Source organism: Rhizobium sp. BK212 (assembly GCF_014197475.1).
Lineage (GTDB): Bacteria > Pseudomonadota > Alphaproteobacteria > Rhizobiales > Rhizobiaceae > Rhizobium > Rhizobium anhuiense.
This window is the reverse complement of record NZ_JACIFS010000007.1, coordinates 177,771-190,618: the sequence shown is the minus strand read 5'-3', so window position 1 is coordinate 190,618 and position 12,848 is coordinate 177,771. Positions and strand designations below refer to the sequence as shown.

Annotated in this window: 15 protein-coding genes, 1 tRNA gene and 1 pseudogene; 8 read left to right on the top strand and 9 right to left on the bottom strand. The window is 60.9% G+C overall.

The features are described from left to right. Positions 1 to 116: 116 nt before the first annotated feature. Positions 117 to 287, top strand: coding sequence for a hypothetical protein (locus FHT79_RS22275; RefSeq protein ID WP_088930351.1), 171 nt, complete (start codon positions 117 to 119; stop codon positions 285 to 287). Between the two features lie 99 nt (positions 288 to 386). Here FHT79_RS22275 and FHT79_RS22270 read toward each other — a convergent pair whose 3' ends face one another. Next, complete coding sequence (locus FHT79_RS22270) at positions 387 to 1,478, bottom strand: DUF475 domain-containing protein (protein WP_025570439.1); 1,092 nt, start codon at positions 1,476 to 1,478, stop codon at positions 387 to 389. Positions 1,479 to 1,831: 353 nt separating this feature from the next. Here FHT79_RS22270 and FHT79_RS22265 point away from each other — a divergent pair, with 353 nt between their 5' ends. Both FHT79_RS22265 and FHT79_RS22260 read left to right on the top strand, forming a co-directional pair. Further along, positions 1,832 to 2,062: a hypothetical protein gene (locus tag FHT79_RS22265; protein ID WP_025570441.1), complete on the top strand. Its 231-nt coding sequence runs from the start codon at positions 1,832 to 1,834 to the stop codon at positions 2,060 to 2,062. 58 nt (positions 2,063 to 2,120) lie between these two features. Next, positions 2,121 to 2,300 (top strand): hypothetical protein, encoded by a 180-nt coding sequence (locus tag FHT79_RS22260; RefSeq protein ID WP_025570444.1) that lies wholly within the window; start codon positions 2,121 to 2,123, stop codon positions 2,298 to 2,300. 54 nt (positions 2,301 to 2,354) lie between these two features. Here the strand turns inward: FHT79_RS22260 and FHT79_RS22255 are convergent, their stop codons facing one another. Further along, positions 2,355 to 2,867, bottom strand: coding sequence for an MgtC/SapB family protein (locus FHT79_RS22255; protein WP_025570447.1), 513 nt, complete (start codon positions 2,865 to 2,867; stop codon positions 2,355 to 2,357). Between the two features lie 231 nt (positions 2,868 to 3,098). Between FHT79_RS22255 and FHT79_RS22250 the strand changes: the two genes are divergently transcribed. Next, entirely contained in the window at positions 3,099 to 3,824 is a 726-nt protein-coding gene (locus tag FHT79_RS22250) for a hypothetical protein (protein WP_029875855.1), read from the top strand. Between the two features lie 129 nt (positions 3,825 to 3,953). Here the strand turns inward: FHT79_RS22250 and FHT79_RS22245 are convergent, their stop codons facing one another. From FHT79_RS22245 to cpdR1, 4 genes and pseudogenes are all read right to left on the bottom strand, one after another. Then, positions 3,954 to 4,445: a hypothetical protein gene (locus FHT79_RS22245; RefSeq protein WP_245294586.1), complete on the bottom strand. Its 492-nt coding sequence runs from the start codon at positions 4,443 to 4,445 to the stop codon at positions 3,954 to 3,956. Between the two features lie 122 nt (positions 4,446 to 4,567). Next, a pseudogene (locus tag FHT79_RS32210) lies at positions 4,568 to 4,762 on the bottom strand (hypothetical protein). 178 nt (positions 4,763 to 4,940) lie between these two features. Further along, positions 4,941 to 5,015, bottom strand: a tRNA-Val gene (locus FHT79_RS22240). Positions 5,016 to 5,099: 84 nt separating this feature from the next. Then, on the bottom strand, positions 5,100 to 5,462 hold the full coding sequence (gene cpdR1 / locus FHT79_RS22235; RefSeq protein WP_003542883.1) for a response regulator CpdR1: 363 nt from the start codon (positions 5,460 to 5,462) through the stop codon (positions 5,100 to 5,102). 187 nt (positions 5,463 to 5,649) lie between these two features. On the opposite strand from cpdR1, the gene FHT79_RS22230 reads away from it, so the two are divergent. After that, positions 5,650 to 6,531, top strand: a complete 882-nt coding sequence (locus FHT79_RS22230; protein WP_025570459.1) for an N-formylglutamate amidohydrolase — start codon at positions 5,650 to 5,652, stop codon at positions 6,529 to 6,531. Between the two features lie 277 nt (positions 6,532 to 6,808). Further along, entirely contained in the window at positions 6,809 to 7,582 is a 774-nt protein-coding gene (gene hisN, locus FHT79_RS22225; RefSeq protein ID WP_025570461.1) for a histidinol-phosphatase, read from the top strand. Between the two features lie 69 nt (positions 7,583 to 7,651). Here the strand turns inward: hisN and FHT79_RS22220 are convergent, their stop codons facing one another. Then, positions 7,652 to 8,626 (bottom strand): alpha/beta hydrolase, encoded by a 975-nt coding sequence (locus tag FHT79_RS22220; RefSeq protein WP_025570463.1) that lies wholly within the window; start codon positions 8,624 to 8,626, stop codon positions 7,652 to 7,654. A gap of 420 nt (positions 8,627 to 9,046) precedes the next feature. Here FHT79_RS22220 and FHT79_RS22215 point away from each other — a divergent pair, with 420 nt between their 5' ends. After that, positions 9,047 to 9,517, top strand: a complete 471-nt coding sequence (locus FHT79_RS22215; RefSeq protein ID WP_025570464.1) for an Hsp20 family protein — start codon at positions 9,047 to 9,049, stop codon at positions 9,515 to 9,517. Positions 9,518 to 9,644: 127 nt separating this feature from the next. Here the strand turns inward: FHT79_RS22215 and FHT79_RS22210 are convergent, their stop codons facing one another. Beyond that, the gene (locus tag FHT79_RS22210; protein WP_028758621.1) at positions 9,645 to 10,649 is read right to left on the bottom strand and encodes a bile acid:sodium symporter family protein; all 1,005 of its coding nucleotides are present in this window, start codon (positions 10,647 to 10,649) and stop codon (positions 9,645 to 9,647) included. 91 nt (positions 10,650 to 10,740) lie between these two features. Here FHT79_RS22210 and FHT79_RS22205 point away from each other — a divergent pair, with 91 nt between their 5' ends. Next, positions 10,741 to 11,595: a LysR family transcriptional regulator gene (locus FHT79_RS22205; protein WP_028755889.1), complete on the top strand. Its 855-nt coding sequence runs from the start codon at positions 10,741 to 10,743 to the stop codon at positions 11,593 to 11,595. Between the two features lie 20 nt (positions 11,596 to 11,615). On the opposite strand, the gene FHT79_RS22200 is transcribed toward FHT79_RS22205, so the two are convergent. After that, positions 11,616 to 12,668 (bottom strand): low specificity L-threonine aldolase, encoded by a 1,053-nt coding sequence (locus FHT79_RS22200; protein ID WP_028758622.1) that lies wholly within the window; start codon positions 12,666 to 12,668, stop codon positions 11,616 to 11,618. Positions 12,669 to 12,848: the final 180 nt, after the last annotated feature.

The following is a 12,848-nucleotide window of genomic DNA, read 5'->3' as shown; positions in this document are numbered from 1 at the left end:
GAGACATGCGCCGGCCTCTCGTTTTTGCATGGCTGAGGTGATTTTCTGAGCATTGTGGAGGTATGGGCGCGATGCCATCTATAGGTAGTCAATCATAGAGCAAGAGGAAAAGGACAATGTCCGCCATCCGCAATTCAGTCCGTACAGGTTTCTTTGGCCGCGCCTTTGCGGTGCTGGGCGCCGCAAACGCTGTCAGCGCCGCCGTTGAAGCCGGCCGCCGCCCGCGTGCCAGCGACCTCAAGGAACTCGGCATCGACCCGGCCTCCTTCGGTCCGGCTTCCCGCTAAAGCCTTCAAGCCATGCATGAATGAATTAGCCCGAAACCGGATGGTCGCGGGCTTTGTTTTTAACCGCAAGGCTGTTGCGCACTGCGGCTTCCTGCATCGTCAGGCGTGAAGCTCCTCCCGCTCGGCGCCGTGCTCCTCCACTCGTTCGCGCCTGTTGTGGCGGATGGACGACCAGAGCGACAGGCCGATCAGGGCCGCGCCGCCGAGTCCGGTGATAACCTCGGGGATGTGCATCAGGGTCTGCGCATACATGATCACCGACAGGATCAGGATGGCGTAGAAGGCGCCATGCTCGAGATAGCGGTATTCGGCAAGCGTTCCCTTCTCCACCAGCATGATCGTCATCGAGCGCACATACATGGCGCCGATGCCAAGGCCGATCGCGATGACGAATAGGTTCTGCGTCAGGGCAAAGGCGCCGATGACGCCGTCGAAGGAAAAGCTCGCATCCAGCACCTCCAGATAGATGAAAGCGCCAAGACCACCCTTGGCGGCAGCGCTCATCGTCTGCTGCGAAGCATCGAGCAACTCGCCAACGACCTCGACCGCGAGGAAGGTGAGCAGGCCGTAAATGGCGCAATGAACGAAGACGCTAGCCTCCTCGCCGCCGATCAACCAGGAGAAAACCAGCATCAGCGCCAGCACGAAAGCGATCTCGATACCTCGGATGGTAGCCGAGCGTGCCATCACCTTTTCCAGGCCGCGAAACCAATGGATCTTCTTTTCATGGTCGAAGAAATAGCTGAGGCCGACCATCATCAGGAAGGTACCACCGAAGGCTGCGATCGGCAGATGCGCGTCGTTCATGATGCGGGCATATTCCTCGGGTTCGCGGGCAGCCAGCACCAGCGCGTCCCAAGGGCCGATCCGCGCCGCGATCGCGACGATCGCCAGCGGAAAGACGATGCGCATGCCGAAGACGGCGATGATGATGCCCCAGGTGAGGAAGCGCTTCTGCCAGACGGGCGTCATCTCCTTCAGCTTGTTGGCATTGACGATGGCATTGTCGAAGGAGAGCGAGATCTCCAGCACGGCAAGCACCGTGCAGATGAAGAAGACGGTTGCCATGCCGCCGATCGTGCCGGTCGTCTGCCAGCCGAGCACGGCGCCGAGAACGAGGCCGAGGGCAGTGACGATGAAAGCCCAGCGGAAATAGCCGAGCGAGGATTGAGGGACTACGGGCTGATTCATGGCCGCACCTCGTGGCCGCAAATCGTGTTGAAGAGGGTGGATATATTGGAAAGACGCGGCACGCCACAACGGGCATGCGGGTCAGGCATGGTGAGCTTGTTCATCGATGAAAAATCCGCCGGCTAAGCTGCAGGCGGTACCGACATCACGAGAGCGCCGTAAAAACTCTCGCCAGAGGGGCCCGGCACCAAAGTTCCCCGTCAGCCGATGTCTGGAAGGCTGCGGGATAGGCTCTAGTTAATGAACTTCCCCGGCCAGTCAAGGCTCCGGGCACACCGGAGATCAGGCAATTTTTTTGGAACCATCCCGATGCCCGCCCGTTAGGCTCCGGTTGAGCTTAAAAAAGGAGGCCGATGATGCACACTTCGACCCATATTCCCGACAAACGCACGGAGGCATCCGACCGCATGAAGCGGGCGAAGCCGAACCGCATGCAGAAGGCGCAGGTGCTGCCGCCGCATCATGTCGACCTGACGCTGACGCCCGGTGTCTATCACGACATTCATGTGCCGGCCCATGTTACCGGTGCGGATCTTTCCAAGGGTGGCCCGGACATCAAGAGCAATGCAGAGACCAAGAAATAACCAGCATTCCCGCCTCTTTGGCGCGCTGACGGTCGATTTGAAACAGGGTGAGAAACATATGACGATCAACTTTGTGCCCCGCGAGATCTTCATCCGGCACGAAAAAGAATGGCAGGCCATACGCGAGGCGGCGGACAAGCGCATCCAGATCGGCAAACGGCAGAAGCCGCTTGCCTCGTCCATCGGCGATGCGACGCCGGTTGAGAAAAACGATCCTTCGGCCGCATGGTCCGAATAACCGACAGACGGTCACGCTGACACAAACGCCCGGCATGATGCCGGGCGTTTTTTTCTATCGATGTTCATCCCGATCGACCCGCTGTCCGGAATTATAGCCGAAGCGTTGTTCGAGCTTGCCGAAGGCGAAGAGCACGCAGATGGCGGCAATCGTCGTGAAGAAGGCGATCGGCCAATAGCCGAAGCCCATGGCGAGGCCGATCGCGCCGGAGAGCCACATGCCGGCGCCGGTCGTCAGCCCGTGCACCCGGCCTCTTGCAAAGACGATCATGCCGGCGGCAAGGAAGGCGACGCCGGCGGTCACCGCTTCGATGACGCGCAGCGGATCGATGCGCACCTGCTCATCATCGGCGAAACCCGGCATGTGCACGGCTTCGATCGAGATGATGGCGAAGAGGGCAGCGGCAAGACTGATCAGGATATGGGTTCGGAAGCCTGCCGGGCGGTCGCGGGCCTCGCGTTCGAAACCGATCAGTCCGCCGAAGAGGATGGCGCCGATCAGGCGGGCGAAGATGACAGGATAGTGGATGCGTGACGCCGGTATCATGTCGGCGATGATGAGATCCATGGATTTTCCCCAGAACATACGGAATTTTTCGCTGGCTAACGTATGAGCGCGGGATTTGTTCAGCTTTTTCCCCTCACGCGTTTCGGCCGCCACGCTGGCCTCTCCGATAGGCGCCGACGCTTGCATGCCATTCGAGGGAAAGATCGGCGGATCAAGCATCATCCTGCCGCCGCGCCAACCTTTCAGAAAGGATTGGGCGGCGATAATTGCGGCCTCACAGGAATCGGACAGATGGCCAAGACAGCGACACGCGGCCGCCGCAAGGCGCCGGCGAGAGGAAAGAGCAGAGCACGCAGCAGCGGTGGCGGATTGCTGCCCTGGGCGGTGATCGGCATTACCGCGATCGGCGGCATCGTCGCCCACGACAATTGGAAGAGCATCCAGCCGATGCTTGCAAGGCAGCCAACGCCGGTCACGCGGGAAACGGCGGAGCCGAAACCTCCAGTCAGGAAGGACGTGCCGGCGAAGCAGGTGGCGCTGGCCACACCGACGCCGAAAGCTGCACCGCCGGTGCAACAGTCGCAACCGTTACCGCCAGCCGCGATCCCGACGCCGGCGATCCAGCCGATAAAGGCGGTGCCGTCGCCTGCCTCCCCGGCCGTGTCGGAAACCGGGACGGTGGCCTTCGGCTATTGCGGGCAGGGCGCCCATATCAATTGCGTCGGCGATGGCGGTGTCTTCTGGTACAAGGGCGAGAAGATCGTGATCGCCGACATGGCAAGCCCTGTCGTCGACCAGGCGCGTTGCGACGGCGAACGCCGGGTGGCCTTTGCCGCCAAGTCGCGGCTGCTGGCGCTTCTGAACGCCGGACCGTTCACGATGAATGCCGCGGGCAAAGCCGAGCCTTCAGGCGCGCCGCGCGTCGTCTCGCGCGACGGGCGCTCTTTCGGCGCACAGTTGATCAATGAGGGGCTGGCACGCAAGCCGGGGGCTGCCGGCGCCGCCTGGTGCGCCTAGACCGGTTCAGCTTTTAACGGAAGCGCCGAACCGCTCTAACCTTTTGTTTTACACAATTCCCGGCAAAAGCGCTTCGCGCTTTGCCTTGGAAAACCGCTTCGCACTTTCCTGGAGCTGCTCTGACGGGGACTATTTGCCCTTCTTCACCAGCTTGCCGCCGGTGCGGAAGCTGCCGGTGAAGGAGGAATCCTTGCTTTCGGCGGTGCATTCGATTGCGATCGGCTTGCCGGAATAGGGATTGCCGAAGGTGCAGAAGCCAGCGACCTTGACCTCCCCGGTCATCTTGTTGCCGACACCCGTGGTGACGAGGCTGAGCGGCAGGCGGGCATTGCCGTTGGATGCGGGTTTGATGCCGGCGCCGTCGCCCTGGAAGCCGAGCGCCTTGCCGTCAGAGGTGAAGATGAAGGTCACCAGGCCATTGGCCAGCGTGACGCTGGCAAGCTCGTTCTTGCAGCCCTTGGTGGCGTCGAATTTGGCGACAACAAGCTTGGCGCATTTGCCGGAAAGCGTAATGACGCCGGGTGCGCCCGGAAACGTCTCGGGAGCAACTGGTGCTGCAGAGACCGGCAAGGTGAAGGCGGCGGAAAAAATGGCGGCGGCTGCCGGTGCGAAAAATCTCATTCTCTGTCTCAACCCCATCTGTCTGCGACGGCGAATCGGCCATGCGTTGGATAATCAGGCATTGGCACCGTTCTGTGACTTATTTTGGTCTTGTCCGGCGCTGCTCGGCGTCGAACGGGGCGTTAGGGATTTTTGAAATCATCCCAGAGGGTCGCCACCCCAGCCGCGAATATCGTGATCGGAATCAGCCAAAACTTGATGCTGATCGGTTAGACGACATGAAACTGCATATAACTGAAACCGAAGAGGCCAGTCCCAACCAGGGCGAGGCCGAGGATTATCGATATCGCTTTCCGTGTCCGCGTTCTTTGCGCCATACATCCCCCCAATTTCCCACATGTGCGGGTGACCGCACAGCCGACTGAAATCCGCCCGGACATAATCCGAGTTAAAAAGCCCTTGCGCCTGTAAAGTGTCGGATTGGGAGCGCATGCCAGCCTCAAGAACGAAAAATCCCCGAAGCGGGGATTTGTCAACGATGTCAGGGGGATCGGATGGTGGGCGTGACAGGGATTGAACCTGTGACCCCTACGATGTCAACGTAGTGCTCTCCCGCTGAGCTACACGCCCATCCGATGGCGGCGCATAGATCACAAAACCTTTGGAGCCGTCAATAGGCTTTTTTCAGTTTTGTGACGCGCCGCCCGGCAAGCCTTACGCGGCAAGCATTTTGTTGACCTCGTCGACGAGGTCGCGCAGGTGGAAGGGCTTGGAAAGGACCTTGGCATCCTTCGGCGCCTTCGAATCGGGGTTCAGCGCCACGGCGGCAAAACCGGTGATGAACATCACCTTCAGGTCGGGGTCGAGCTCGGTAGCGCGGCGCGCCAGCTCGATACCGTCCATTTCGGGCATGACGATATCGGTCAGCAGCAGGGAAAACGGCTCCTCGCGCAGCCGGTCATAGGCGCTGGCGCCGTTGTCATAGGAAAGGACCTTGTAGCCGGCCTTTTCGAGCGCTTTCACCAGGAAGCGGCGCATGTCATTGTCGTCTTCTGCGAGAAGTATCTTCTGAGTCATTAATCCAGACCGCTGATCAATAAGTTTTGGTGGGCTGCCAGCCGTTTACACTAGTCTTGAGCCGGTAAACAACCGGTGAATTGCCTGTGCGTGATTGCCATCCCTTCTACATAGTATGGACTTGAGGCCGGGCAACTGGCAACATGGGCGCAGCAGCCAGTTCATGACATGGTAAAGAGGGCCGAAAGTGCCGGAAATACGCGAATACGAGCTTTTTGAGGTTCATGAGCCCGTGTCGCAGACCATTCCCTTCGTCTACAACTCCCCTCATAGCGGCCGCATTTATCCACCGGAATTTATTGCCCAGTCGCGGCTCGAGGGCATCGCCATCCGCCGTTCCGAGGATCACTATGTCGACGAGCTCTTCGGCTCTGCCGTCGCACTCGGCGCGCCGCTGCTCGCAGCCAACTTCCCCCGCGCCTATCTCGACGTCAATCGCGAGCCCTACGAGCTCGATCCGCGGATGTTCGACGGGCTGTTGCCGCCCTATGCCAATGTCAATTCGCTGCGCGTCGCCGGCGGGCTCGGCACCATTCCGCGTATCGTCGCCGAAAATATGGAAATCTATGCACGTCGTCTTCCTGTGCAGGAGGGGCTCGACCGGGTCGAAGCGGTCTATAAACCCTATCATGCGGCGCTGCGCCGGCTGATCGCGCGGACGCATGTGCAGTTCGGCTTCGGCGTGCTGATCGACTGCCACTCGATGCCCGGCAATGTGCGCGTCGCCGGCAACGTTGGGCGGCCTGATTTCATCATCGGCGATCGTTACGGCACCAGTGCTTCGGCCGAGCTTTCGCGGGCGGCCATCGCCATTCTCGAGGAAATGGGCTTTGCGGCAATCCGCAACAAACCCTATGCCGGCGGCTTCATCACCGAACATTACGGCCGGCCGTCGCGGGGCCTGCATGCATTGCAGATCGAGGTGAACCGGGCGATCTATGTCGATGAAGTGACGCTGGAGAAACGCGAGGATTTCGCCGCAGTTGCCGATGCCGTCACCGCCTTCATGCGGCAGATGGCGGATTACGTCGAGAAATTCGCCGGCGATCGGGCGCTGGCCGCCGAATAAATCTCTTTTTCGATTTCGCTGCTGCCAGGCCTAGTCCTCCCTGGCCAAAAAAAACCGCGCTTATGAGCGCGGCTAAGTCTAGGGAGGAAACACCCAAGGAGGGTATTTACAGTCAGAAGACTGTACGGAAGAAGCTACTATTGCATTGCACAAATGTCAAGCAATATATTGCGCTGCGACATCTTTGGGCAGTTAGATTGAAATTGCCTGCTACGTTTGCATTCCCGTTGCTTTTCGCTATGAAAAGCGCCACTCCCGCCAGCCAAACGGATAAATCATGCTTCCTGACCGTTCGTTCTTCAACCGCCTGGCGGAAGCCGCCCGAGCCGAGACGCTGCCGCGATTCCGCTCCGGTCTCGATGTCACCAACAAGCTCTCCTCCGGTTTCGATCCGGTGACGGAGGGCGACCAGGCGGCCGAGCTCGCCATCCGGGCGCTGATCGAGGAGAGTTTTCCCGGCCACGGCATTCTCGGCGAGGAACACGGCAATGTCGGGCTCGACCGCGAATATGTCTGGGTGATCGATCCGATCGACGGTACGCGCGCCTTCATATCAGGCGTGCCGGTGTGGGGAACGCTGATCGGTCTGCAGAGAGAGGGCCGGGCGATCATGGGCATGATCGAACAGCCCTTTACCGGTGAGCGTTATTTCGCCGACCAGAACGGCTCGATCTATACAGGACCGGAGGGCGAACGGCGGCTGGTGACGCGCCGGTGCGACGCGCTGTCGAACGCCATCCTGTTCACAACCTCGCCGCATCTCTTTGCCGGCGAGGAGATGGAAAAATACCGCGAGATCGAGAGCCAGGTACGGCTCTTCCGCTACGGCTGCGACTGCTACGCCTATGCGCTGCTTGCCGCCGGCCATATCGATCTCGTCGTCGAAAACAGCCTGAAGCCCTATGACGTCGGCGGCATCATTCCCGTCATCGAAGGGGCGGGCGGCATCATCACGACCTGGGACGGCGGACGGCCGGAAAATGGCGGCTCGATCATCGCCGCCGGCAGCCGGGCGGTCTACGAGCAGGCGATCGCCATCCTGCAGCGCTAATCCGGATCAGCCCCGCTGATCTGATCCCGATCAGCCTTGCTAATCGCCCGGTCAGCAACAGCGGTCGGGTCACGTGCCGAGGGCGGCGACGTCCTGGTTTTCTTCGGCGTCGCTGCCGGGAATGAAGGCGTGGAAGGCGGCAAGAGCGGCGGCGCGGTAGGTATCCCGTTCCTGGAAGATCTCGTGACGGGCGCCGTTGATTGGCACCAACTGGCCGGCGCGGAAATAACGCGAGAGCCGCTCCTGCGCCGTGTAGGGCACGACACCGTCCCGCGTCGGGGCGATGACGATGGTCGGGATGGTGATCGAGAAGAGATGGTCGGGCGAGGTGACCCGGTCCATCGTGCGAAAAGCCTCGATCAGCCAGCGGGCTGTCGGCGGCCCGAGCGTCAGTTCCGGATGGTCCTTCATCATCGCGACGTTGCGCTCGAAGCGGAGTTCGTCGGAGGTCAGCGGATTGTCGCGGAAATCTGGCTCCTTCAGTTTCGAGGTCAGCGGCAGAAAGCCCAGGCCGATGGCGTTCAGCGTGCCGGCCACAGCGCGGATGACACGGGGCGAAGCCGCCTGGCCGGTCAGGCCGATGAAGGGCGCCGACAGCACCATGCGGTCGATACGGGTGGTGAGATAGGGCGCGGCCGAGAGCGCGATCAGCCCGCCTGTGGAATGGGCGAGCAGATAGAAGGGCAGGCGGGTATCCGGTAGCACCACCTTTTCAAGGAAGATGTCGAGATCACGCTCGTAATCGGCAAAGCGGCGGATGTGGCCGTGGTTGCGGCGCTTCAGGAGGCGTGACGAACCGCCCTGGCCGCGCATGTCGAAAGTCGCCACCCAGAGGCCTTTGGCCGTCAGGTCGCGGATCGTCTCGAAATATTTCTCGATATATTCGTTGCGGCCATGAAGGATGACGACCGTGCCCCTGGCCATCTGGGCGCTCGAGCGGAAGACGGCGTAACGCAGCCGGTGGCCGTCATGGGTTTCGAAGAACCCCTCGGTGCGGTTTTCCGGGGCGGGATTGTCGGGCGTCGAATAGAGAACCTGATCCATGACCTTGCCAATGCGCCGCTGCTGACTGCTTCGCCTATCAGGGATAGCGCATGGTATCCGCCTTGGAAAGCGGTGCGCCCGCAAGGCGCGGGAAAAGGGCCGGCAGGAGCATGAGGGTGCTCGCGGCCGGCCGAAGTTGAGACTGAAGAAGAAGGGACGATGCACTTCAGCCATCGGGACCAGATTCACCCGACGCTGAAATTCCTAAGCGAATGCGCCTGAACGCGTGCCGAACCGGTCGTTCATGCGGGGTTCACTGGCCGATCAAGGCGATTCCCAAAAGGTCTTGAACTCGTCAAATCCCATCACCATCTCCTTCCTGCGGGCGCCGGAAAGGGCCCGCGCAACCGTCCCGAGGCCGCCAAAGATGGGGTTTCAGGGGCATTTCATCGCAACACGTCGCTTCCACAGGAGGACATCATGCGTCACGTAGACTTCTCTCCCCTTTATCGTTCGACCGTCGGTTTCGACCGGCTCTTCACCATGCTCGACAGCCTTGCCCAGCCGGAGCAGGCGCAGACCTATCCGCCCTATAATATCGAGCGCACCGGTGAAAACACCTATCGCATCACCATGGCGGTCGCCGGTTTCGACGAGACCGAACTTTCGATCGAAGCCCATGCCCATGTTCTGTCCGTGAAGGGTGAAAAGAACGAGGAACCTGCCGAAGGTGGCGAATTCCTCTATCGCGGCATTGCCAAGCGCGCCTTCGAGCGCCGCTTCCAGCTTGCCGACCATGTCGAGGTGACTGCCGCTTCGCTGAAGAATGGCCTGCTGCACATCGACCTTCTGCGCAATATTCCCGAGGCCATGAAGCCCCGCAAGATCGCGATTGCCGCAGAACCGGTTGAGGCTCCGAAGGCCATCGAAGCGCAGATCATCAACGGCTGATCGATCCCTTACGGGTAAAACGGACGGCGCTCCCATCGGGGCGCCGTTTTTTTTGTCGCCCAAAGCGCGGCGCGATCCTTCAGATTCGCTCCTCGCGCTTTAGCTCCTTTTTTTTGCGCGACCTGCTCTATGCCGGGCTGGCTGCCTCGTCCATTTCCTTTTCCGTTGCGCGGCGGGCCGCGGCGGCGGCGTATTTCTGGGCGATGACGGCGCAGACCATCAGCTGGATCTGGTGGAAGAGCATCAGCGGCAGCACGATCGCGCCGATCGACTGGCCGGCGAAGATGACATTTGCCATCGGCACGCCGCTGGCAAGGCTCTTCTTCGAGCCGCAGAAGGTGATGGTGATCTGGTCGGGCTTGTTGAAACCGAGCCAGCGGCTGCCGAACATCGTCAAAACAAGAACAAGTGCCAACAGCACGATGTCGGCTGCGATGACGACGGCGATATCGGCGATCGAGAAAGTGTGCCACAGGCCTTCGACTACCGCCGTGCTGAAGGCGAGATAGACGACCATCAGGATCGAGCCGCGGTCGACAGGCATCAGGATCTTCTTCTTGGCGCGGATCCAGTCGCCGATCCAGGGCTGCAGGATCTGGCCGACGATGAAGGGGGCAAGCAGCTGCAGCAGGATCTGCTCCAAGGCGTCGAAAGAGAAGCCGCCATGGCCGCCGACGGAAAACAGCAAGCCGACGAGCAGCGGTGTCAGGAACATGCCGAAGATGTTGGACGCCGAGGCCGAGCAGATGGCGGCAGGCACATTGCCGCCGGCCATCGAGGTGAAGGCGATCGACGACTGCACCGTCGATGGCAGCACGCAGAGGAAGAGAATGCCGAGATAAAGCGGCTGCGGCAGGATCGTGTCGGGGATCAGTCCGAGCGCCATCCCGAGCAGCGGGAAGATGCCGAAGGTCGTCAGCAGGATGACGAGATGCAGCCGCCAGTGCAGCAGGCCTGCTATGACGACGTCGCGCGAGAGGCGGGCGCCATGCAGGAAGAACAGCAGGGCGATGGCAAGATCGGTGGCGATGCCGAAATAATCCGCGAATGTGCCGCTCGCCGGAAACAAGGAGGCGAGGATGACGGTGCAGACGAGCAGGAGGGTGAATGTATCGGGCAGAAAGCGGCGCATGGCGGTCTCGCGGCGTGATAAAAACAGTCGTTGTTCTGTCGTCCATTATGATCCAGGATGCAAGAAATAACAGTTATCGAGAATCTGGATCATGCTGGACCTTTCGCAATTGCGCAGTTTCGTCGCCGTCGAACAGATGGGCAGTTTCACCCTTGCTGCGGAGAGGCTTGGCTTGGGGCAATCGACGGTCAGCCAGCATATCCAGCGGCTGGAGACGGCCCTCGGGCGCAAGCTGCTGGCGCGCGACACGCATAAGGTGATGCTGACCGGCGATGGCGAGGCGTTGCTCTCGCATGCGCGCGCCATGCTTTCGATCGAGGGGCAGGTGCAGTCATTGTTTAAGAGCCACAGCCTGCGCGGCAGCCTGCGGCTCGGCGTGTCGGAAGACTTTGTCACCAGCCAGTTGCCGGCGGTGCTGGAAGATTTCGTTCGTTCGCATCCCTCCGTCGACCTGGAACTGACGGTGGCGCTATCAGGCGTTCTCTACGAGATGCAGGATAATGGTGAGATCGATTTGGTGCTCGCCAAGCGCCGGCTCGGCGATGCACGCGGAAAACTCGTCTATCGCGAGCCGCTCGTCTGGCTGGCGCGCGATCCCGAGCGCGTGCTCGCCTCCGGCCCTCTGCCGCTGATCGCCTTTCCGCCGCCGAGCGTCACACGGGTGATCGCCCTGGAAGCGCTCGGGCGAAACGGCGTGCCGTGGCGGATCGTCTGCACCTGCGGCAGCCTGAGTGGGTTGACGGCGGCGGCGCGGGCCGGGATGGGCGTGCTGGTGCAGCCGCGCAGCATGGCACCATCAGGCCTGAAGGAGATTGCTGCGGGAAAACTTCCGGCGCTGGAGGACGTCGAATTCGTGCTGGTGCCGCGCAAGGGAGCGGATCAGGCGCTGGTCTCAGCACTTTCCGACGATATTCTGCAAAAGGTGAGGGGACTGAAATCGGCGTGAAGCATTGCCAATCGGGGCAATCAGGCAACCAGGCATTTCAGGAAACCATCCACATCCGCTTCCGTCGTCGCGAAGCTGGTGACGAGACGGATCAGGATTTCGCTTTCGGAAACGAGCTCGGGCGTTGCCGCCGGAACCGGCCATTCGTAGAATTTCGCGCCCTTTTCCTCCGCGGTTTTCGCAGCGCTTTTGCTGATGACGGCAAAGACTTCGTTGGAGGCGGTCGGCCAGGCGAGGCGGGCGGCGTTGCTGTCTCTGATGCCGGCGCGCAGCCCGTCGGCCATGCCGTTCGAATGGCGGGCGAGATCGAGCCAGAGACCGTTTTCGAAATAGGCATCGAACTGGGCGGCGATGAAGCGCGACTTGGAGAAGAGCTGGGCGGCGCGCTTGCGGATGAAGGGCATTTCCCGGGCCTGATCCGGATTGAAGAAGACGATCGCTTCCGCACACCAGCAACCATTCTTGGTGCCGCCGAAGGAGAGCATGTCGACGCCGCGCTTCCAGGTCATTTCGGCCGGGGTGGCGCCGAGCGCGATCAGCGCATTGGCGAAGCGGGCGCCATCCATATGGAGCGGCAGATTGCGTTTTTTTGATATGGCGGCGATCTCGCCGATCTCCGGCAGCGAATAGACGGTGCCGATCTCGGTTGCCTGGGTGATCGTCACCGCGCTGGCGCGGCCATGACGGAGGGCGTCTTCGGGATAATGCGCGATCTTTGCCGAGAGCCCGGCCGGATCGATCTTGCCGGCTTCGCCGTCGACGGCAACGAGGCGGGCGGAGCCGGAGAAGAATTCCGGCGCGCCGCATTCATCCTCGATCACATGGGCTTCCGAATGGCAGAAGGTGATGCCGCCGGGGCGCTGGACGCTTGCCAGCGCCAGCGAGTTGGCGGCCGTGCCGGTGGCGACGAAAAAGACCGAAACCTCGCGTTCGAAAATCTCGGAAAAGCGGGCTTCGACCTTCCTGTCGAGATCGCCGGCGCCATAGGCGGCGGCAAAACCGGCCGATTCCGTCAGCAGACGTTCGGCAATGGATTGATGGGCGCCGGCCCAGTTATCGGAAGCAAAGAACATGGGGGAAACCGTTGGGGAAGGATAAGGTTGGCAAGTCCGCAGCGGACATTACGCCAAAGCTTCACAGGATCAAGGTAGTCGCCCGTGACACATCACAGAAATTGAACTACGCAATCAATAAACAAAATAGTGTGACTTTTCGTAATTTTATTTCGCCATGCCGACTGATCCGGTAATCTT

What these genes read in the sequence shown, in the direction of transcription:
- FHT79_RS22275 (WP_088930351.1), top strand. Translation starts at nt 117, where the DNA reads ATGTCCGCCATCCGCAATTCAGTCCGTACAGGTTTCTTTGGCCGCGCC.
- FHT79_RS22270 (WP_025570439.1), bottom strand. Translation starts at nt 1,478, where the DNA reads ATGAATCAGCCCGTAGTCCCTCAATCCTCGCTCGGCTATTTCCGCTGG.
- FHT79_RS22265 (WP_025570441.1), top strand. Translation starts at nt 1,832, where the DNA reads ATGATGCACACTTCGACCCATATTCCCGACAAACGCACGGAGGCATCC.
- FHT79_RS22260 (WP_025570444.1), top strand. Translation starts at nt 2,121, where the DNA reads ATGACGATCAACTTTGTGCCCCGCGAGATCTTCATCCGGCACGAAAAA.
- FHT79_RS22255 (WP_025570447.1), bottom strand. Translation starts at nt 2,867, where the DNA reads ATGGATCTCATCATCGCCGACATGATACCGGCGTCACGCATCCACTAT.
- FHT79_RS22250 (WP_029875855.1), top strand. Translation starts at nt 3,099, where the DNA reads ATGGCCAAGACAGCGACACGCGGCCGCCGCAAGGCGCCGGCGAGAGGA.
- FHT79_RS22245 (WP_245294586.1), bottom strand. Translation starts at nt 4,445, where the DNA reads ATGAGATTTTTCGCACCGGCAGCCGCCGCCATTTTTTCCGCCGCCTTC.
- cpdR1 (WP_003542883.1), bottom strand. Translation starts at nt 5,462, where the DNA reads ATGACTCAGAAGATACTTCTCGCAGAAGACGACAATGACATGCGCCGC.
- hisN (WP_025570461.1), top strand. Translation starts at nt 6,809, where the DNA reads ATGCTTCCTGACCGTTCGTTCTTCAACCGCCTGGCGGAAGCCGCCCGA.
- FHT79_RS22220 (WP_025570463.1), bottom strand. Translation starts at nt 8,626, where the DNA reads ATGGATCAGGTTCTCTATTCGACGCCCGACAATCCCGCCCCGGAAAAC.
- FHT79_RS22215 (WP_025570464.1), top strand. Translation starts at nt 9,047, where the DNA reads ATGCGTCACGTAGACTTCTCTCCCCTTTATCGTTCGACCGTCGGTTTC.
- FHT79_RS22210 (WP_028758621.1), bottom strand. Translation starts at nt 10,649, where the DNA reads ATGCGCCGCTTTCTGCCCGATACATTCACCCTCCTGCTCGTCTGCACC.
- FHT79_RS22205 (WP_028755889.1), top strand. Translation starts at nt 10,741, where the DNA reads ATGCTGGACCTTTCGCAATTGCGCAGTTTCGTCGCCGTCGAACAGATG.
- FHT79_RS22200 (WP_028758622.1), bottom strand. Translation starts at nt 12,668, where the DNA reads ATGTTCTTTGCTTCCGATAACTGGGCCGGCGCCCATCAATCCATTGCC.